Origin of the sequence: Microbacterium lacus (assembly GCF_044794305.1) — a bacterium.
Classification (GTDB): domain Bacteria; phylum Actinomycetota; class Actinomycetes; order Actinomycetales; family Microbacteriaceae; genus Microbacterium; species Microbacterium lacus_B.
Map to the genome: position 1 here is coordinate 630480 of NZ_CP084996.1, position 18557 is coordinate 649036.

The window sequence follows — 18557 nt, forward strand, 5'->3', positions numbered from 1 at the left end:
GAGTTACGACTCGGTGATCTCGATCTGACGGAAGAGGTCGGCGTGGATGGCTGAGCGAACCTCGTCGAGGAGGGTGTCGTCTACCGGCGAGTCGACCGTCAGCACCGACAGCGCCTGGCCGCCCGCAGCGCGGCGCGCGATCTGCATACCGGCGATGTTGACACCGGCTTCACCAAACTTCTGCCCGTAGATCGCCACGATGCCGGGACGATCGGTGTAGAGCATGACGATGTGGTTCTTCTCGATCGGAAGTTCGACCGCATACCCGTTGATGCCGACGAGCTTCTCGATCTGCTTGGTTCCCGTGAGGGTGCCCGAAACCGAGAGCTGCGAGCCGTCCGACAGTGCACCGTTGAGCGTGATGACGTTGCGGTACTCGGGGCTGTCGTCGTCGACGAGCAGACGCACCACGACGCCGCGCTGCTCAGCCAGGAGCGGCGCGTTCACGTACGAGACGGTCTCGCTGACGATGTTGGTGAAGACACCCTTGAGAGCCGCCAGCTTGAGCACCGAGACGTCGTAGGCCTGCAGTTCACCGTGCACCTCGACATCGAGCGACGTGAGCGGTGAGTGCGCCAGAGCGGCGAAGATCTGACCGAGCTTCTCGACAAGGGTGATTCCGGGGCGGACGTACGGGTCGATCACTCCCCCAGCGACATTGACGGCGTCGGGCACGAGGTCGCCGCCGAGCGCGAGACGCACGGAGTTCGCGACAGAGATGCCAGCCTTCTCTTGTGCCTCTTCGGTGGAGGCACCCAAATGCGGGGTGACCACCACGTTGGGCAGGTCGAGCAAAGCGGCCGCGGTGCCATCGGCTGCGGGCGGCTCGCTCGTGAAGACGTCGAGGCCGGCGCCGGCGATCTCGCCCGAAACCAGCGCTTCACGAAGGGCGACCTCGTCGATGAGTCCGCCGCGTGCGACGTTGACCACGTACGCGGTCGGCTTCATGATGCGGAACTGGGGGGCGCCGATCATCCCCGTTGTCTCTGGGGTCTTCGGCATGTGGATCGTGACGAAGTCGCTCTGCTCGAGCAACTGGTCGAGGGTCAGGAGTTCCACTCCAAGCTGCTGTGCGCGAGCGCTGGTGACATACGGGTCGTACGCGACCACGCGCATGTCGAAGGCCTGCAGTCGGGCGGCGATCAGCGCGCCGATGCGGCCGAGGCCGATAATGCCGACGGTCTTCTCGAAGAGTTCGGTGCCGGTGTACGCACTGCGCTTCCACGCGCCGGCGGCGAGCGATGCATGCGCGGCAGGGATGCGGCGGGCCAGCGAGAGGATGTGGCCGATCGTGAGTTCAGCGGCCGAGATGATGTTCGACGTCGGCGCGTTCACCACCATGACACCGGCGGTGGTGGCGGCCTTGATGTCAACGTTGTCGAGCCCGACTCCTGCGCGCGCCACGACTTTGAGGGCAGGAGCAGCCTCAAGCGCTTCCGCGTCGATCTTGGTGGCAGAGCGCACCAGGACGGCGTGGGCGTCGCCCAGCGCTGCCAGAAGCGCCGGACGATCCGTGCCGTCGACGTTGCGGACCTCGAAGTCGGGCCCCAGGGCGTCGATCGTGGCGGGAGAGAGTTCTTCGGCAATGAGCACGACAGGCTTCGGCACGGAGGGATCCTTTGGGGCAGCGCGCGACGGCAGGGACGGATGCCGCGGGCCGCACACCTTCGGGGGCCACAGCGTGTCTCAGCCTATCGCGGCCACATGCCCGCGCTGGCACGTGTGACCGTGCGTGACGTCGGCGCCGCCCTGATCAGCCGATCAGTGACGCCGTGTTGAGGGTCGTGTATGCGACGACATTGAGCCAGAAAACCGCGACCAGAGCGAGCCCGGTGAGCATGATCAAGAACAGCTCGTGCGGCGGTCGACGATACCCGAGTGCAAAGGCTCCGGCCCACACGACGACCGGAAAGAGCACGGCGAAGATCCACACGAACCAGCCGAGACCGTTGAGCCCCGTGGGAAGTTGCGCAGCCTGGACCAGGTTTCCCAGCGCATTCCACAGCGCGTAAGCGTAGAACAGTCCTGTCACAGCCGTAATGGTTGCGATCAGCCACGTGGGAGTCTTTCGCGCGGATGCAGCACGCGTCGTCACATCGTTTGTCACGCTGTCACCGGTCACTGTCCGATCACCCCCGTCATGATGAACGGCCAGGGAACCAGCAGCACCGCGCCCGCGATCAGCCACGCAAGGCGGACCCACACCCGCGCATTGCGCGTCACCAGGAAGACCGTCGCGAACCACAGCGCAGGGGCGAGAACCGCGAGCCAGAGGCTGCCCTGGAACATGACGTCGGTAACCAAGTAGTCGGCTCGACCCTGAAGGCGAAGGCCGCCGACGAGCCAACCGATCGCGTACAGAAGGTAGAAGCCGCCGATGATGCCGAGCGAAATCAGCACGGCGTTGCTCATCGGCGCCCGATCCGCGGGCATCGTGACTGAGCCGTCTTGCTCGATCCTGCCAACATCGGCACTCCCCTTGCCGACAGCGGTGTACCCGCCGGGGAGCGCGTTGGGCTGGGCACTCGTTCCTGCATCGAGCGTGGGATCATCGTCGCCCGACCAACTGAGGGCATCGTCTTCGCGGTCCGGTGTCACGAGCCCCAGCGTACTCGTGGCGTTCGGACTACGCGCGAAAAGCACTTACCGATGCAGGGGCAGCCAAACGCGCGAGTCGCCCGGGCGCTTTGTGCCCGGGCGACTCGTCCTGCGCGGTTCAACGGGCGAGCATCTCTTCGATGCGGTCCGCTGGAACACCGGCGTAGCGCTCACCGCGTTCAGCCTGACGGCGCTCGATGTCTTCCGCGATCCGGTCCGCCGAGCGTGTGGTGTCGATGCCCTGGGGCACGACCGCCGCCGGGCGGCTCTCTTGCTTGGTGGTGTCGGCGCTGCGTTCCGCGGCAGTTGGCGTCTGGCAGGCACTCAGCCCGACCAGAAGCACTCCTGCGGCGACAAGCGCCCCGACCTTAGTGGTGATGCGACGACCCGCGGTGCGGGTTTCCGTGTGAGTACTCATGATGCTTCTCCTGTGAAGTCAGTGATTCAATGGGCGATTCGGATGCGTGCCGCAGAGCGCGCGGGACGCTGGAACCACACGCCGAGGGTGTGAATCGCGTCCAGCACCGGGCGAACGGGGGTAACGGTGACCCCCCTGTCCGCGATGCTGCGCCGCAGCTCGTTCTCGCGTGACAAGGCCGACGCTCGATCGTGTTCGAGCCGCTCGGCCATGGTGAGGATGAGGTAGTCCATGACCGTGTCCTTTCGCTTCGCATCGCCAGGTCGGCGGTGTCAACGAGGAAGAGGAGCGCTCCCCCGAATTGATACACAGAAGAAGCCGGCGAGCACCCGTATCGGGTACTCGCCGGCTCAATGAAGGTTGAGGAGGGCAGAGATCAGCGCGCGGCTGAGCCCTCGACGTAGTCAGCGTCCTGCTGCTTCCACGCGAACAGGGCGCGCAGGTCGCGGCCGACCTCTTCGATCGGGTGCGCAGCGGCCTTCTCGCGGAGCTCGAGGAACTCGACAGCGCCGTTGTCCTGGTCGCCGATGAAGCGCTCGGCGAAGGCACCAGACTGGATGTCGGCGAGGACAGCCTGCATGTTCTCCTTGACGCGGGGGTCGATGACCCGCGGGCCTGAGACGTAGTCGCCGTACTCGGCGGTGTCGGAGACTGACCAGCGCTGCTTGGCGATGCCGCCCTCCCACATGAGATCGACGATGAGCTTCAGCTCGTGCAAGACCTCGAAGTAGGCGATCTGCGGCTGATAACCGGCCTCAGTCAGGGTCTCGAAGCCGTACTGGACGAGCTGCGAAACACCGCCACAGAGCACGGCCTGCTCGCCGAACAGGTCGGTCTCGGTCTCTTCGGTGAAGGTGGTCTTGATGACGCCGGCGCGGGTTCCGCCGATGGCCTTGGCGTACGACTTGGCGAGGTCCCACGCGGTGCCCGAGGCATCCTGCTCGACAGCAATGATGTCGGGGATGCCGCGGCCTGCGACATACTCGCGACGGACCGTGTGGCCGGGCGCCTTCGGGGCGATGAGGATAACGTCGACGCCCTCCGGCGCCTGGATGTAGCCGAAGCGGATGTTGAATCCGTGCGCGAAGGCCAGCGTCTTGCCCGGCGTGAGCTGTGGCTTGATGTGGTCGTTGTAAATGCCGCGCTGGTGCTGGTCGGGCGCGAGGATCATGATGACGTCAGCCCAGGCGGCAGCGTCGGCGACGGAGAGAACTTCGAAGCCCTCCTCCTGCGCCTTCTCGGTCGAACGCGAGCCATCCTTGAGCGCGATGACGACCTCGACACCGGAGTCGCGAAGGTTCTGCGCGTGGGCGTGGCCCTGCGACCCGTAGCCGACGATTGCGACCTTCTTGCTCTGGATGAGCGACAGGTCGGCGTCGTCGTCGTAGAAGAGTTCGGCCATGGTGGGGGTTCTCCTTGATTGCGTTGGTTGAGGGGAAAGGTGAATTTCAGGGTCGCAGGACGCGCTCAGTGATGCTCTTGCCACCGCGACCGATGGCAAGAAGGCCCGACTGCGCGAGTTCCTTGATGCCGAAGGGCTCAAGCGCGCGAAGGAACGCTTCGACCTTGCCCTTGTCGCCGGTCACTTCGACCACGAGCGCGTCGGCCGCGTAGTCGACGATCGACCCGCGGAAGAGGTTGACGACTTCGAGCACGTTCGACCTCGTGGCGTTGTCGGCACGCACCTTCACGAGCATGTGCTCCCGCTGCACCGACGATGACATGTCGAGTTCGACGATCTTGATCACATTGATCAGCTTGTTGAGCTGCTTCGTCACCTGCTCGAGCGGCAACTGATCGACGTCTACGACGACGGTGATGCGCGAGAGTCCCGGCACCTCGGTCACGCCGACGGCGAGGGATTCGATGTTGAAGCCGCGACGGGCGAAGAGCCCAGCGACACGGGTCAGCAGACCCGGCTTGTCTTCAACCAGGAGACTGAGTACGTGAGTCGACATTGATCAGTCCTCCCTATCGAACGACGGCGAGTGCTCTCGCGCGTACTGGACATAGCTGTTGCTGACGCCCTGCGGAACCATCGGCCACACCATCGCGTCGGCGCTCACGACGAAGTCGATGACCACGGGACGATCGTTGGTCTCGAGGGCAGTCTTGATCGCGGCATCCACGTCTTCTTCTTTTTCCACGCGAATGGCGAGACAGCCGTAGGCCTCGGCGAGCTTCACGAAGTCGGGAATGCGAACGGTGCCGTGCCCGGTGTTGAGGTCGGTGTGCGAATAGCGGCCGTCATAGAACAGCGTCTGCCACTGGCGCACCATGCCGAGCGACGAGTTATTGATGATCGCGACCTTGATCGGAATGTTGTTGATCGCGCAGGTCGCGAGCTCCTGATTGGTCATCTGGAAGCATCCGTCACCGTCGATCGCCCACACATCCCGGTGGGGCTCTGCGACCTTGGCGCCCATTGCGGCGGGAACCGAGTAGCCCATGGTGCCGGCGCCGCCGGAGTTGAGCCACGCGTTCGGGCGCTCGTACTTGATGAACTGCGCCGCCCACATCTGGTGCTGACCGACACCGGCAGCGAAGATACCCTCGGGCCCGGTGAGCGCGCCGATGCGCTGGATGACGTACTGCGGCGACATGAGGCCGTCGGTGGGCTGTGTGTATCCGAGCGGGAACTCGTCACGCAGACCGTCGAGGAACGCCCACCAGTCCGAAATGTCGGGCTTGGCGTCCGCAGCGACCGCGCGGAACGCAGCCTCGAGGTCGACCATGACGTCTTTCAGGTCACCCACGATCGGTACGTCTGCAGCGCGGATCTTGCCGATCTCTGCCGGATCGATGTCGACGTGGACAACCTTCGCGTTCGGTGCGAACAAGGCCGCCTTACCGGTCACGCGGTCATCGAACCGAGCTCCGAGCGAAATGAGCAGGTCTGCGTCCTGTAGCGCGAGGACCGCAGGCACCGTGCCGTGCATGCCGGGCATGCCGAGCTGCTGGATGTGCGAGTCGGGGAACGCTCCACGTGCCATGAGGGTCGTGACAACCGGAGCACCTGTCGTCTCTGCCAACGCCAGCAGCTCAGCGGACGCTTTCGAGCGGATCACGCCGCCACCGACATACAGGACGGGCTTCTTGGCGTCGGCGATGAGCTGCGCGGCAGCCTGGATTTGCTTGCCGTGCGCCTTGGTCACCGGCCGGTAACCCGGCAGATCGATCTTGGGCGGCCACACGAAGGGAGCCTCGGCCTGCTGTGCGTCCTTTGTGATGTCGACCAAGACAGGACCGGGGCGTCCGGTGCCGGCGATCTCGAACGCGGCGGCGATCGCAGCCGGAATCTCGGCTGCGTCCTTCACAAGGAAGGAGTGCTTCGTGATCGGCATCGTGATGCCGACGATGTCGGCCTCTTGGAACGCATCTGTCCCCATCAGGTTCGAAAACACCTGACCGGTGATGCAGACGATCGGGACCGAGTCCATGTACGCGTCGGCGATCGCGGTGACGAGGTTCGTCGCACCGGGCCCGGACGTCGCAATCGCGACACCCACCTTGTTGGACGCGGACGCGTAGCCCTCGGCAGCATGGCCGGCGCCCTGCTCGTGACGCACGAGAATGTGGCGCAACTCGGTGCTGTCCATCAGCGGGTCGTACACGGGAAGGATGGCGCCACCCGGCAGTCCGAAGACGTCGGTGACACCGAGAAGTTCGAGCGAGCGGACGACCGCCTGCGCACCCGTGAGCACGGGCGCGGTGGCAGTGCGGGCGGGCGGCCGGGGAAGGGCCGTTGCAGATTCGGCGGGCATGATGATGATCCTCTTCAAAGATCGAGAGACGGATGTCTGGGCAGAAGGGTTGAACCTGCCTTACCCCGTGACCGCGCCCTCCGCAGCGGAGCGCACGAGCTTGGAGTACTTGGCAAGGACGCCACGGGTATAGCGCGGGGGAAGCGGCTCCCAGCCAGAGCGGCGGGAGTCGAGCTCTGCATCATCGACGAGTAGGTCGAGCGTGCGAGCCGCGATATCGACCCGTATCAGATCACCATCGCGCACGAAGGCAATGGGACCAGCGTCCACTGCTTCGGGTGCTATGTGGCCGATGCACAGGCCGGTTGTGCCGCCTGAGAATCGTCCGTCTGTCAAGAGTAGTACATCTTTTCCGAGCCCGGCGCCCTTGATGGCGGCTGTGATCGCGAGCATTTCACGCATGCCGGGGCCGCCCTTGGGGCCTTCGTAGCGGATGACGACGACGTCTCCGGCGCCGATCTCTCCGGCCTCGAGAGCGTCCATCGCGCCGCGTTCGCGCTCGAACACTCGCGCGGGTCCTTCGAAGACGTCGGCGTCGAAGCCCGCCGACTTCACCACGGCACCCTCGGGCGCAAGCGAGCCGTGCAGGATCGTGATGCCACCCGTGACATGGATCGGGTTGTCGAGCGTGTGGACGACGTCGCCGTCGATCGGGTCAGGGTCGAGGTCGCGCAGGTTCTCGGCGAGCGTCTTGCCGGTGACCGTCAGCGCGTCGCCGTGCAGCAGGCCCTCGTCGAGCATGGCCTTCATGATCACCGGGATGCCGCCGTGTCGGTCGACGTCATTCATGACGTACTTGCCGAACGGCTTCATGTCGGCGATGTGCGGAACCTTGTCGCCGATGCGGTTGAAGTCGTGAAGGTCGAGTTCCACCTCTGCTTCGCGTGCGATGGCGAGAAGGTGCAGCACGACGTTGGTCGAGCCGCCGAGGGCCATCGCCAAGGCGATCGCATTCTCGAACGCCTCGGGCGTGAGGATGTCTTTGGTCGTGATCCCCTGACGCAAGAGGTTGACGACGGCCTCACCCGAACGGTGGGCGAAATAGTCGCGACGGCGGTCAGCGGCGGGCGGCGCGGCGGAGCCGGGAAGGCTGAGGCCCAGGGCCTCCCCCATCGACGCCATTGTGTTGGCCGTGTACATGCCACCGCACGCACCCTCGCCGGGAGCGAACGCGCACTCGATGCGCTTGAGGTCAGCTTCGGTCATACGACCGGCCATGCACGCGCCGACTCCTTCGAAGGAATCGATGATGGTGATGTCCTTCTCAGTACCGTCCGAGAGCTTTACCCAACCCGGCGCGATCGACCCCGCGTAGAGGAACACACTCGAGAGGCCGAGACGGGCGCTCGCCATCATCATGCCCGGGATCGATTTATCGCAACCAGCGAGCAACACGGTGCCGTCCAGGCGTTCCGCCATCACGACGGTCTCGACCGAATCCGCGATGACCTCGCGCGAGACGAGCGAGAAGTGCATGCCCTCGTGACCCATCGAGATGCCGTCCGAGACCGAAATCGTGCCGAACTGCAGCGGGTAACCGCCGCCGGAGTGCACGCCTTCCTTGGCCCCTTGAGCGAGGCGATCCAAGCTCAGGTTGCAGGGGGTGATCTCGTTCCAACTGGACGCGATACCGATTTGCGGCTTGTCCCAATCGGCGTCGCCCATACCGACAGCACGGAGCATTCCGCGCGACGTCGTGGCTTCGATTCCGTCCGTGACAACCCGGCTGCGGGGCTTGATATCGATCTCGTTCGGGTATTCCGGCATGCTCGAAGTCTATTCCCGAGCAGACTCGCGCTCGGTCGCGAGGATCTCCAGAAGCGCGGCCATTTCCTTGACTGAGGCCACACACACGCTCGCCGCCGTCGGTCCTTCGCCGACATGAACCCCGAGATCTTCGGCTTGGAGGCTCTTGAGAGCGTCCTCATCCGTGACGTCATCGCCGGCGAACAGCACGGCGGTGGCATCGATGCGCGCGCGCAGCGCGGCAATAGCGGAGTCTTTGCCCTCGTGACGGAACGCGTACTCGACGATGTTCTTGCCGGTGCGGCGGCGCCAGTGGGATGCCTCGGCCGCGACGAGCGCGTCGATCGCGGCGTTCGCCTCGGCGGCGGTGGAGGCATCCGCCACTCTCGTGTGCACACCCAGCCCGAACGCCTTCGGCTCGATCCACACACCCTCGAGGTGCGCGGTCGCGTCTTGGGCGTGCCGATAGAGGGTGTCGCGCAGGTCGGCGTCGATCGAGTCGGGCTCAGGCTCGATCGCGCCCTCCCCCGGAACCCAGAACTCGGCGCCGTGGCTGCCCGCAAGCAGAACCGGTGATTCGTCGCCGTGCTCGGCGATCTCGCGGAGGTCAGCGAGGCTGCGGCCCGACACGAAAGCGACCGTGGTCTCAGGCAGCGCGGCGAGTCGGGTGATCGCCGCAGCAGCCTCGGGAATCATTCGCGCGGCCATGGGTTCGTCCATCAACGGCGAAACCGTGCCGTCGAAGTCCAGAGCGATCAGCAGTCGATCCGCGCCGGCGATCCCGTGAAGTGCCTTGACCGAGGCGCTCATGAGTTCTCTCGTGTCGCGTCGAGAGCCGAGAGGAACGACTTCGACCACGCCGCCACATCGCCTTCGAGCACCTTACGGCGCATCGCGCGCATGCGTCGACCCTGCTCAGCCGGGGTCATCTCGATCGCGCGCATGATCGTCTCCTTCAGCGCATCGATGTCGTGCGGATTCACACGCAGTGACGTGCCGAGCTCGTCGGCGGCGCCGGCGAACTCACTGAGCACCAGTGTTCCTCGGTTGTCGATCCGAGTTGCGGCGTACTCCTTGGCGACCAGATTCATCCCATCCCGGAGCGCCGTGACGAGCATCACGTCGGCGGCCAGGTAGAGCGCGACCATTTCTTCACGTGGGTAGCCCTGATGCAGGTAACGAATCGCGCTGTGGCCCAGCGTGTCGTAGTCACCATTGATGCGCGTGACCATGAGCTCGATCTCGTCGCGCAGCTGAACATACGCTTCGACGCGTTCTCGGCTGGGGCTTGCCACCTGGACGAGAGTGACCTCTTCGACGCTGATGCGTCCGTCTTCGACGAGCTCACCGTAGGCCTTCAGACGATGGCGGATCCCCTTGGTGTAATCGAGGCGGTCGACGCCGAGAAGGATGCGGCGCGGGTTGCCGAGGCTTTCGCGAATTTCGGACGCTCGTGCCTGAATGTCGGGGCGCGCGGCGAGGTCGGCGTACGACTGGGCATCGATCGAGATCGGAAAGGCCTTGGCCAGTGCCGTGCGGCTCGTGCCGTCGGACTGGGGCACGCGAATGCCCGAGGCGCGCGTCTCATACCGGAGTTGGCGGCGCACAGCGCGGGCGAAGTTGCCTGCGTCCGCCACGCGCTGAAACCCGATCACGTCCGCACCGAGGAGTCCCTCGAGCACCTGCCTACGCCAGGGCAACTGCGAGTAGAGCCCGTATGCGGGGAACGGAATGTGGTGGAAGTAGCCGATCGTGAGATCCGGCCGCGCCTCGCGCAGCATCTGCGGGACCAGTTGCAACTGGTAGTCCTGCACCCACACCGTCGCCTCGTGTGCCGCCGCGGCAGCCGCTGCCTCGGCGAACCTGCGGTTTACGCGCACGTAGGCGTCCCACCACACCCGCCGATACCGCGGAGCGGCGATCACGTCGTGGTACAGCGGCCAGATCGTGTCATTGGAGAAGCCCTCGTAGTAGAGCTCGACGTCGTCCGCCGTAAGCATCACCGGAACGAGGTCTGTGCCTTCGAATTCGAAGGGTTCGACCTCGAGGTCGGCCTGGCCGGGCCAGCCGACCCAGGCGCCGTGGGCTTCGCGCATCACGGGCTCGAGTGCTGTTACCAAACCGCCGGGTGAACGCCGCCACGCGGGTTCGCCATCGGGACCATCGACCCTGTCAACGGGCAGACGATTGGCGACTACGACGAATTCGGCCTGAGCCATGTGCCCTCCCGGGAGTGTGCGGTCGGTCACTTCAGGCTACCGTGACGGATGCCCTGGCGCGCACAGACGGGTAGCGTGGGAGTATGCGCAAGTACCTCTTCAGCACCGGCATGATCACCGCTGTCTCGGGCGGACTCGGTCTGCTCCGATCCATGCGCGATGATGCGCCGTTCACTTGGCGCACCGCGCTGGCATGGCTCAGTTGGGGCATCACGCTCGCCCTGGCGATCGGCGCCCTCGTCGACACGCGAAGGGCCTCGCGGGGTGAGGTCATTCCGAACGACTCACCCATCCACGGCAAAGAGAAGAAGCTGCTCAAGCGCCGCGTGAGTGCCTGATCCGGCGCGCTCAGGCGACGACGGCCAGCTCTTCCCGGATGACCTGACCGACCGCGTCGGCTCCAGCATCCGAGAGAACGATCGTGTAATGGTTCAGGTCGTCGAGGCGTTCGTGCTCGACCGCGGGTGATTCGGCGAGCACACGGGCGAGGTGTGCGGGTGTGTACAGCCCCGGCTCTTCGTTCTGCAGCCCACGAGACGCCGTCACGAATCGGGCCGGATGCCGCAACCTCGCGATAGCGTCGCTGAGCGTCGTCCCGCTGTTCTGGTCGACGGTGTCTTCGGCCGTGGTTGCATAACTCGTCGCTGGGCGCAGGGCCCCCTCGCCGTCATCGACGAGGTCGTAGGTGAAGTAGGCCTCGAGCTCTGGAGTCCACGGCGCTTGAAACGCGGGGTGCACGCGCCAGAAGTCGAGATAGGCGTCAGCATCCGCAAAGCGCATCGACAGGCGAGCAGCCGTCGGCCCGAGCACGCTCGACATCATGGTGGCGGCATCGAGCCCCTTGGGCACATCGAGCGGGAGTCCCCCGTCGACGAGTACGAGTCGCTCTACGCGGTCTTCGAACAGGTCAGCGAAGCTCACCGCGACGAAGGCCCCCATCGAGTGGCCGACGACGACAATGCGATCGATGCCGAGCGAGTCGAGTGTCGTGGCGAGGTCGTGCGCATGCGCACGCATTCCCGCGGGTCCGGTCAGCGTGTTGCTGCCCCCGCGTCCGCGCAGGTCGGGCGCGATGACGCGGACACCAGGCAGTCGGTCAACGACGAACGACCATGCGAGGTGCGAGGAGGTCACCCCGTGGATCAGCAGGACCGAGGGGGCAGCATCCGTCACCGCTGACGTGCTCTCGTCGATCGGATCCCACACCGCCACCCGAAGATCGCCACCAGCGACGGGCACAGCGATGGTGCGATAGGTGTGGCTGCGGGTCATCGCGCCGTCCACCCGCCGTCCATCGTGTAGGAGGCACCGGTGACCATTCCAGCCTTATCGGAGGCGAGCCATCCCGCGAGAGAGGCGACCTCATCGGGTTCGATGAGGCGCTTGATCGCGGTCTCGGTGAGCATGATCTTCTCCACGACCTCGCTTTCGGCGACGCCGTGCACCTTCGCCTGGTCCACGATCTGTTTCTCGACGAGGGGGGTTCGGACGTATGCCGGATTGATGCAGTTGCTGGTGACGCCGTGTGGGCCGCCCTCGAGCGCAGTGACCTTGGACAGCCCTTCGAGGCCATGCTTCGCAGCGACGTAGGCCGACTTGAAGGGACTCGCTCGAAGGCCGTGCGCGCTCGAGATGTTGATCACTCGCCCCCAGCCACGCTCGTACATGCCGGGCAAGGCCGCACGGACGAGAAGGAACGGCGACTCGAGCATGAGACGCAAGACGAGCCGGAAGGCGTCGGGATCGAAGTCCTGGATCGGGCTGACCCGCTGGAATCCCGCGTTGTTGACGAGGATGTCGACGTCAAGGATGAGGTCATCCAGTGCTGCAGTATCAGCGAGGTCGACAACCCACGACTCTCCACCGACCTCGGTCGCGGCGGCGGTCGCAGCATCCGCATTCACGTCCGCAATGGTGACGTGCGCTCCACGACGGGCGAACTCGTGGGCACACGCGAGACCGATACCGCTCGCCCCACCCGTGATGAGTGCTCGCTTTTGCGTCAGGTCTTGAATGAGGTGGTGCTCAGTCATCCCTTTTCGTCTTTCTGCGTTGGTTCTTGGGTCCGCGGAGCGAGCGCGTTGTCGATGAACCGCGACATTGCGTCGAAGACCGCGGGGTCCATCGCGGCGGGCGGACGGCCGTCGGCGTCGCGTTCCCACAGGAGGAAGCGCATGCCGATGAGCTCGCCCATACCCATGAGCGCCCAGGCGGTCGTCGCCGGGTCGAGTTCGGGATCGACGTCGCCCGCCCGCTGGGCGGCACGGAGTCCGGCCTCGTAGCCGTCCACGATGCGCGTGTAGTGCAACCGCAGCACCTCGGGCGAGACGAACTCGGCCTCGCGCACAACGCGGTAGAGCGCGGGGTGCTCGGCGGTGAAGCGGAAGAACCCGGCGAAGCCCGCGCGTTCTGCATCGAGACGCGACCCGGCGTCGGCCATGGCTTCGGACATCGCGTGACGAACACGACGGTTGAGGTCGATGACCAATGCCTCGAAGATCGACTGCTTGCTGTCGAAGTAGAGATAGAAGGTGCCGAGGCCCACGCCGGCACGCTCGGTGATCTTGACGATGGATGCCTCGTGGTAGCCCTGTTCGGCGAACACGACCTCGGCCGCCTCCAGTAGTCGACGACGAGTTGCTTCGCCGCGTTTCGTCAGTGGCCGTCCCGTCGCGGGCGAAACGAGTTCGCCCTCGTCGTCGATGAGCTCAGATGACATGCTCATTCCGCTCCCCCTCCTGCAGTCTCCTCGCGAGCGCGCGGAGGCGCGATCTTGCGAGCTTTTCGATCGTCGAGCGCGGCAGCGCATCGACGAACTCCACGCGAACCGGCACCTTGAACGCGGCCAGATTTCGGCGTGCATGTGCAAGGACCTCATCACGGGAAAGAATGGCTTCCGCCTTGCGTACGACGAACGCGACGCCGCGTTCCCCCCACACCGGGTCAGGTACGCCCACCACCGCGGACGCTTCGATCAGCGGGTGCAGCGCGAGCGCGAACTCGACCTCAGCGGGCGCGACGTTTTCGCCGCCCGAGATGTAGATGTCTTTGATTCGATCGACGATGCGAAAGACACCGGATGCATCGCGGCGCGCGAGGTCGCCGGTGCGCAGCCATTCGCCGCGCATGGCGGCGGCGGTCGCCATCTCGTCGTCGAGGTAGCCGGCGAACACGCTCGGTCCGCGGACCCACAGCTCTCCCGTCGCCTCGCCCTCGAGTGGCAGCTCGGTCTCGGGGTCGACCAGTCGGACCGACACGTGCGGATAGGGCCGGCCGACAGCACCCGGGAAAGACACGGCCTCAGCCGCCGGGAGGTGCAGAACGTTCGGAGCGGCTTCGGTCAGGCCATAACCCTGTGTGAGCGGGATTCCTCGCCGCGTCCACGTGTCCTGCAGACTCGCCGGCATGGTCGCGCCGCCGACCAACGCGACGCGCAAAGACGAGGCATCCGTCGACGACCACTCACGATCGGCCGCCAACAGCGCGTAGTGCGTGGGGACGCCCATCATCACCGTCACTCGACGCTCGCTGATCAGCTGCAGCGCGCGAGCGGGCTGAAAGGACCGCTCGAGCACGACCGTCGCGCCAACCCACCAGGCCAGCAGCGGCTGACAGTTCCACGCCGCCACATGAAACTGGGGAAGCATCGCCAGCACGACGTCATCCGGACCGATCGGCACCGCGCTCGCGAGGGCGAGGTTGTTCCAGAAGCAGTTCGCGTGGGTGAGCACCACACCCTTCGGAGCGGCTTCGCTTCCGGAGGTGAAGATGATCAGCAGAGCGTCGTCGTCACGGACCGGTCGCGCGGCGGCTCGCGGTGATCTCGCGGCGGGAACGGATGCCTCGACCCCCGTTGTGCCCAGGGCTACGACGACGACGCCCGTGTCGAGCGCGCGCACGGCCTCGCCGACAAGTGCCGCGTACTCGTCCTCGGCGAGGAGGATCGCGGGGTCTGATCGCGCAATGAGGTCGGTCAGTTCTCGGGGCGTCAGGCGCCACGACAAAGGCGCGAAGGCGAGCCCAGCGAGGGCGCACGCGAAGAACGCGACGACGTGATCGGCCGAGTTGCCCGACACGGTCGCGATGCGATCTCCCGGGCCATAGCCTGCCCTGCGAAAGCCGTCCGCGAGGTCAGAGGCGCGCAGGGCGAGCGTCGCATAGTCCATCGTTACGCCGCGGTCATCGATGGCGATGCGCCGCGGCGACTGCGACGCACGGTCGGTGAGCCAACGGCCCACCGTGTGCGGCCCGTCTGACGGCCCGGCTTCCCAAGTCACGCGCGCACCCTTGACGGCGGTTCGGCGGGCGTGGCCGTGCCTGTATCTGCAGTGTCGACGCCATCCAGCGACTGCAGCGCGCCGCGCGCGTGGTCGCCTCGGCGACGCCGGACGGCGCTGTCGATCGTCCCGGCGATACCGCCGGGGAGGAACATCACGACGATGATGAACAGCACACCGAGGATGAACAGCGGCTCCGAGAGCGGGATGCGCAAGAAGTCAGGCAGACCGGCGATCGCTTCGGAACCTGCGAGCACCGTGAGTCGCTGATCGAGCAAGGTGTAGAGCACACCGCCAACAATGGCACCCCAACGGAACCCCACGCCACCGAGCACGACCATGACGAGAACAGTGATGGTGAGGTCGGCAGACACTGCCCGTGGCACGGTGCCTGACTGCAGGAGCATGTAGGCGACCCCGGCGAGGCTTGCCAGGATTCCCGCGATCACGAAGACCACGAGCTTCACCTGGTACGGCTGGAGCCCGAGCACTCGGACGCGCTGCTCGTTCTCACGGGTCGCGCGCACCAGGTGACCGAGGCGGGACGTGTCGACCCACAGAGTGACCAAGTACACGATCACCAGTACGACGAGCGTGAACCAATAGAGGTTGCGGGTGTTGATCACGCCGATCAAAAAGTCGGGCACCTGCTCGGTGTTGATGCTGAGACCCTCTTCGCCGCCCGTGACAGCGGAGTTGCGGCGCACCAGGAGCGAGCCGGCCTGCGCGAAAGCGAGCGTCACCATCGCGAACGGGATGCCCGATACGCGCATGGCGACCGCACCGGTGAGGAGGGCGATGATCATGCCGCCGATGAGCGCGACGAAGATGCCTGGCCAGAGCGGCACGCCGAGGTGCTCGAGCGCGATGCCGAGACCGTAGGCACCGGCTCCGAAGTACAAGGCGTGACCGAACGACAGCATGCCCGCCGAGCCCAGCAACATGTTGTACGACAGCGCCAAAGCCGCGAAGACCATGCACAGCGACAGGAGCGCGAGCGTGCCGGGCATATAGGTCGGCGTCGGCAGAATGCCGGGGATCGAGATGTTCAGCAGCGGCAGGATCGCCATGAAGATCACCAGGGCGACACCGGCAATGGCGGGCGCAAAACGCGCGATCGGTGAACGAGTGCGTGCGGAGGCCATCATGCCTTCCTCCCGAGGAGTCCAGACGGCCGAACCAGAAGCACGACCGCGAGCAGGATGACCACGATGAAGTCACCGGTGCCACCGAGATAAAAGTTGGCGAACTGTTGCAGCACCGCGACGAGTACCGACGCGACAGCAGCACCGGTGAGCGAACCGAGGCCGCCTACGACGGTGACGATGAAGGCGAAGATGAGCAGCGTCTGGCCGAGGTGTGCCGACACGAACGTGGAGTAGTGCATCGCGAGGACCCCGCCGATGCCCGCTGCTGCTCCGCCGATCGCGAACACCAGAGTGAACGATCGGCGGACGTCGATGCCGAGTGCGGTCACCATCGAACGGTTCTCGACTCCGGCACGGATGATCATGCCGTAGCGCGTCTTCTGCAGGAAAAGCACGAGGGCGGCGAGCACGAGAGCTGCGGCAACCATGAGCACCCAGTAGGTGTTCGGGATGCGCGCTCCGAGGATCTCAGTGGTCTGCTTCAGCCAGGGCGGGCCCGCGATGTTGATCGGGTCAGTGCCCCAGATCCCTTCGAAGAGCGCGACCGCTGCGAACGAGAGACCGACCGTGACGAGCACTTGTTCGATATGCCGTTCATAGAGGGGTCTGATGAGGATCAACTCGGTCACCATCGCGAAGAGGGCGCCGACCGCTCCCCCGACGAGCACCGAGAGGAGAAACGACCCCCAGGAGTCGGTGCCGAGAGCCTGGGCAACCATCCAGCCCACGAAGGCACTCAGGGTGAGAAACGCGCCGTGGGCGAAGTTGAGAACGTGCATGAGGCCGTAGATCAGGCTCAGCCCGCTCGCCACGAGGAAGTAAAGGGCACCGAGACCGACGCCGGTGATGAGGGTGAGGACGAGAGTGCTCATGTTGTGGCCTCGCTCTCTGCGTGAACGCCGAGGAGTCGGCGGGTGAGGTCAGGATCATCGAGGATGCTCAGCGCTGGGCCGGTGTGAATCACGCGGCCCCCACCGATGACGATCGCTCCGGTCGCAAGACGGCGGACGACTTCGAGGTTCTGCTCCACCAGCAGGATGGGAACGAGTTTGGATGCCTCGAGCAGGGCGTCGGTCACCTCGGCGACGATCTTGGGCGCGAGACCTTTCGTGGGCTCATCGACCAAGAGGATCTGGTTGTCGTTCAGGAGTGCCCGCGCAACCGAGACCATTTGCTGCTGACCGCCGGAGAGGGTTCCGGCCTGTTGGTCACGGCGTTGCACGAGATCGGGGAAGAGGTTCGCCACGAACTCACGGCGTGGGTTCTTCTGACGCTCGGCAAGGGCGAGATTCTCGGCGACACTGAGCTTCGCGAACACTTCGCGGTCTTCCGGGACATACCCCACACCGCGCTGGACGATTCTGTGCGTAGGAAGACCGTCGATCCGCTCGCCGGCGAGAGTCACGCGCCCGGACCGCTGAATGAGACCGAGGATGCCGCGGAGCGTCGAGGTCTTTCCGACTCCATTGCGGCCGAGGACTGCGGTGATCCCGGTGGCAGGCACCTCGAATGTCACGTCTTCGACGACCTGCTGACCGGCGATCGAACAACGCAGGCCGACCACCTCGAGAATGTTGCTCATGCGGCGGTGCCCGTTCCCAGGTAGGCGCTCTGGACGAGCGGGTCGTTCATGATGTTCTGCGGGGTGTCGAAGGCGATGATGGTGCCGAAGTACATGACGGCCACCTTGTCGACGAGACCCATGAGAACGTCGATGTGGTGTTCCACCATCAGGACCGTGCAGCCCTTTTGGCGCTGCAGATCGCGGATGTTCTCGACGAGCCCGCTGACGTCGCCGGAGGCGACTCCCGCCATCGGCTCATCCAGCAGCACGATGCTCGCATCGGTCGCCAAGAGCACAGCGATCTCGAGTTTGCGCTTGTCGCCGTGTGACATGTCGCCGGCGGCGGTGTCCTGCTTGTGGCTGAGACCGACGGCCTCGAGCTTCTCGAGGGCCAGCTCGGTGGCAGCATCCGTCCGCCGCGGAATGCGGAAGAGGGATGCCGAACCACCGAGCGACACCTGTGCGGCGAGCCGCACGTTCTCGAGCACCGTGAGCCGCGGGAAGAGGCTCGATGTCTGGAATGTGCGCCCCAGTCCCGCCCGTGCCCGAGCAGACACGGACGCCGACGTGATGTCGGTGCCGTCCATCACAACGCGTCCCGAGGTGGGCTTCATGATGCCGGAGATCACGTTGAAGAGCGTGGTCTTGCCGGCGCCATTGGGCCCGATGACGCCGACAAGTGAGCCGGCTTCGATCTCGAGGGCGACGTCTTTCAGGATTGTCGCGCCGCCGATCTGAAGGCCAAGGCCTTCAATACTCAGCGCGGGCGGGACGGGGGTGTTCATACTTCAGTTCTCCAGAGGGATGCTCGGGACTACGCGGG

Annotated in this window: 20 protein-coding genes; 1 reads left to right on the forward strand and 19 read right to left on the reverse strand. The window is 65.4% G+C overall.

Features of this window, described 5'->3' with window-relative positions; all coding sequences use genetic code 11:
* Positions 1 to 3: 3 nt before the first annotated feature.
* From serA to LG299_RS03225, 11 genes are all read right to left on the reverse strand, one after another.
* A complete protein-coding gene (gene serA, locus LG299_RS03175) occupies positions 4 to 1608 on the reverse strand; it encodes a phosphoglycerate dehydrogenase (RefSeq protein ID WP_404433457.1) in 1605 nt (534 codons plus the stop codon).
* A gap of 145 nt (positions 1609 to 1753) precedes the next feature.
* Positions 1754 to 2122 (reverse strand): bacitracin resistance protein, encoded by a 369-nt coding sequence (locus LG299_RS03180; RefSeq protein ID WP_404433459.1) that lies wholly within the window; start codon positions 2120 to 2122, stop codon positions 1754 to 1756.
* A complete protein-coding gene (locus tag LG299_RS03185) occupies positions 2119 to 2598 on the reverse strand; it encodes a DNA polymerase III subunit gamma/tau (protein WP_404433461.1) in 480 nt (159 codons plus the stop codon). The genes LG299_RS03180 and LG299_RS03185 overlap by 4 nt, the downstream gene beginning before the upstream one ends.
* A 118-nt stretch (positions 2599 to 2716) precedes the next feature.
* Complete coding sequence (locus LG299_RS03190; protein WP_404433463.1) at positions 2717 to 3016, reverse strand: hypothetical protein; 300 nt, start codon at positions 3014 to 3016, stop codon at positions 2717 to 2719.
* A 26-nt stretch (positions 3017 to 3042) separates the two neighbouring features.
* Positions 3043 to 3249, reverse strand: coding sequence for a hypothetical protein (locus LG299_RS03195; RefSeq protein WP_404433465.1), 207 nt, complete (start codon positions 3247 to 3249; stop codon positions 3043 to 3045).
* A 143-nt stretch (positions 3250 to 3392) separates the two neighbouring features.
* On the reverse strand, positions 3393 to 4418 hold the full coding sequence (gene ilvC, locus LG299_RS03200) for a ketol-acid reductoisomerase (protein ID WP_404433467.1): 1026 nt from the start codon (positions 4416 to 4418) through the stop codon (positions 3393 to 3395).
* 46 nt (positions 4419 to 4464) lie between these two features.
* The gene (gene ilvN, locus LG299_RS03205) at positions 4465 to 4974 is read right to left on the reverse strand and encodes an acetolactate synthase small subunit (protein ID WP_404433469.1); all 510 of its coding nucleotides are present in this window, start codon (positions 4972 to 4974) and stop codon (positions 4465 to 4467) included.
* 3 nt (positions 4975 to 4977) lie between these two features.
* On the reverse strand, positions 4978 to 6780 hold the full coding sequence (locus LG299_RS03210) for an acetolactate synthase large subunit (protein ID WP_404433471.1): 1803 nt from the start codon (positions 6778 to 6780) through the stop codon (positions 4978 to 4980).
* A 60-nt stretch (positions 6781 to 6840) separates the two neighbouring features.
* A complete protein-coding gene (gene ilvD / locus LG299_RS03215) occupies positions 6841 to 8547 on the reverse strand; it encodes a dihydroxy-acid dehydratase (RefSeq protein ID WP_404433473.1) in 1707 nt (568 codons plus the stop codon).
* Between the two features lie 9 nt (positions 8548 to 8556).
* Complete coding sequence (gene otsB / locus LG299_RS03220) at positions 8557 to 9336, reverse strand: trehalose-phosphatase (protein ID WP_404433475.1); 780 nt, start codon at positions 9334 to 9336, stop codon at positions 8557 to 8559.
* Positions 9333 to 10745: a trehalose-6-phosphate synthase gene (locus LG299_RS03225; protein ID WP_404434777.1), complete on the reverse strand. Its 1413-nt coding sequence runs from the start codon at positions 10743 to 10745 to the stop codon at positions 9333 to 9335. The genes otsB and LG299_RS03225 overlap by 4 nt, the downstream gene beginning before the upstream one ends.
* 83 nt (positions 10746 to 10828) lie before the next feature.
* Here LG299_RS03225 and LG299_RS03230 point away from each other — a divergent pair, with 83 nt between their 5' ends.
* On the forward strand, positions 10829 to 11083 hold the full coding sequence (locus LG299_RS03230) for a hypothetical protein (protein ID WP_404433477.1): 255 nt from the start codon (positions 10829 to 10831) through the stop codon (positions 11081 to 11083).
* Positions 11084 to 11093: 10 nt separating this feature from the next.
* Here LG299_RS03230 and LG299_RS03235 read toward each other — a convergent pair whose 3' ends face one another.
* Genes LG299_RS03235 through LG299_RS03270 form a run of 8 tightly spaced genes read right to left on the reverse strand, consistent with a single transcriptional unit; the run spans position 11094 to position 18519 of the window.
* On the reverse strand, positions 11094 to 12017 hold the full coding sequence (locus LG299_RS03235; protein WP_404433479.1) for an alpha/beta fold hydrolase: 924 nt from the start codon (positions 12015 to 12017) through the stop codon (positions 11094 to 11096).
* Positions 12014 to 12778, reverse strand: coding sequence for a 3-hydroxybutyrate dehydrogenase (locus LG299_RS03240; protein ID WP_404433481.1), 765 nt, complete (start codon positions 12776 to 12778; stop codon positions 12014 to 12016). The genes LG299_RS03235 and LG299_RS03240 overlap by 4 nt, the downstream gene beginning before the upstream one ends.
* The gene (locus LG299_RS03245) at positions 12775 to 13464 is read right to left on the reverse strand and encodes a TetR/AcrR family transcriptional regulator (RefSeq protein WP_404434778.1); all 690 of its coding nucleotides are present in this window, start codon (positions 13462 to 13464) and stop codon (positions 12775 to 12777) included. The genes LG299_RS03240 and LG299_RS03245 overlap by 4 nt, the downstream gene beginning before the upstream one ends.
* A complete protein-coding gene (locus LG299_RS03250) occupies positions 13454 to 15022 on the reverse strand; it encodes a class I adenylate-forming enzyme family protein (RefSeq protein WP_404433483.1) in 1569 nt (522 codons plus the stop codon). The genes LG299_RS03245 and LG299_RS03250 overlap by 11 nt, the downstream gene beginning before the upstream one ends.
* Positions 15019 to 16167 (reverse strand): branched-chain amino acid ABC transporter permease, encoded by a 1149-nt coding sequence (locus LG299_RS03255; RefSeq protein WP_404433485.1) that lies wholly within the window; start codon positions 16165 to 16167, stop codon positions 15019 to 15021. Before LG299_RS03255 ends, LG299_RS03250 begins: the two co-directional genes overlap by 4 nt.
* Positions 16167 to 17042, reverse strand: a complete 876-nt coding sequence (locus LG299_RS03260; RefSeq protein ID WP_404433487.1) for a branched-chain amino acid ABC transporter permease — start codon at positions 17040 to 17042, stop codon at positions 16167 to 16169. Before LG299_RS03260 ends, LG299_RS03255 begins: the two co-directional genes overlap by 1 nt.
* On the reverse strand, positions 17039 to 17752 hold the full coding sequence (locus LG299_RS03265) for an ABC transporter ATP-binding protein (protein ID WP_404433489.1): 714 nt from the start codon (positions 17750 to 17752) through the stop codon (positions 17039 to 17041). The genes LG299_RS03260 and LG299_RS03265 overlap by 4 nt, the downstream gene beginning before the upstream one ends.
* The gene (locus tag LG299_RS03270; RefSeq protein ID WP_404433491.1) at positions 17749 to 18519 is read right to left on the reverse strand and encodes an ABC transporter ATP-binding protein; all 771 of its coding nucleotides are present in this window, start codon (positions 18517 to 18519) and stop codon (positions 17749 to 17751) included. The genes LG299_RS03265 and LG299_RS03270 overlap by 4 nt, the downstream gene beginning before the upstream one ends.
* Between the last annotated feature and the right edge of the window lie 38 nt (positions 18520 to 18557).

Excerpts from the sequence above, each read along its gene's own strand:
- LG299_RS03190 (WP_404433463.1), bottom strand. The coding sequence starts at position 3,016 with ATGAGTACTCACACGGAAACCCGCACCGCGGGTCGTCGCATCACCACT.
- LG299_RS03195 (WP_404433465.1), bottom strand. The coding sequence starts at position 3,249 with ATGGACTACCTCATCCTCACCATGGCCGAGCGGCTCGAACACGATCGA.
- ilvC (WP_404433467.1), bottom strand. The coding sequence starts at position 4,418 with ATGGCCGAACTCTTCTACGACGACGACGCCGACCTGTCGCTCATCCAG.
- ilvN (WP_404433469.1), bottom strand. The coding sequence starts at position 4,974 with ATGTCGACTCACGTACTCAGTCTCCTGGTTGAAGACAAGCCGGGTCTG.
- LG299_RS03210 (WP_404433471.1), bottom strand. The coding sequence starts at position 6,780 with ATGCCCGCCGAATCTGCAACGGCCCTTCCCCGGCCGCCCGCCCGCACT.
- ilvD (WP_404433473.1), bottom strand. The coding sequence starts at position 8,547 with ATGCCGGAATACCCGAACGAGATCGATATCAAGCCCCGCAGCCGGGTT.
- otsB (WP_404433475.1), bottom strand. The coding sequence starts at position 9,336 with ATGAGCGCCTCGGTCAAGGCACTTCACGGGATCGCCGGCGCGGATCGA.
- LG299_RS03225 (WP_404434777.1), bottom strand. The coding sequence starts at position 10,745 with ATGGCTCAGGCCGAATTCGTCGTAGTCGCCAATCGTCTGCCCGTTGAC.
- LG299_RS03230 (WP_404433477.1), top strand. The coding sequence starts at position 10,829 with ATGCGCAAGTACCTCTTCAGCACCGGCATGATCACCGCTGTCTCGGGC.
- LG299_RS03235 (WP_404433479.1), bottom strand. The coding sequence starts at position 12,017 with ATGACCCGCAGCCACACCTATCGCACCATCGCTGTGCCCGTCGCTGGT.
- LG299_RS03240 (WP_404433481.1), bottom strand. The coding sequence starts at position 12,778 with ATGACTGAGCACCACCTCATTCAAGACCTGACGCAAAAGCGAGCACTC.
- LG299_RS03245 (WP_404434778.1), bottom strand. The coding sequence starts at position 13,464 with ATGTCATCTGAGCTCATCGACGACGAGGGCGAACTCGTTTCGCCCGCG.
- LG299_RS03255 (WP_404433485.1), bottom strand. The coding sequence starts at position 16,167 with ATGGCCTCCGCACGCACTCGTTCACCGATCGCGCGTTTTGCGCCCGCC.
- LG299_RS03260 (WP_404433487.1), bottom strand. The coding sequence starts at position 17,042 with ATGAGCACTCTCGTCCTCACCCTCATCACCGGCGTCGGTCTCGGTGCC.
- LG299_RS03265 (WP_404433489.1), bottom strand. The coding sequence starts at position 17,752 with ATGAGCAACATTCTCGAGGTGGTCGGCCTGCGTTGTTCGATCGCCGGT.
- LG299_RS03270 (WP_404433491.1), bottom strand. The coding sequence starts at position 18,519 with ATGAACACCCCCGTCCCGCCCGCGCTGAGTATTGAAGGCCTTGGCCTT.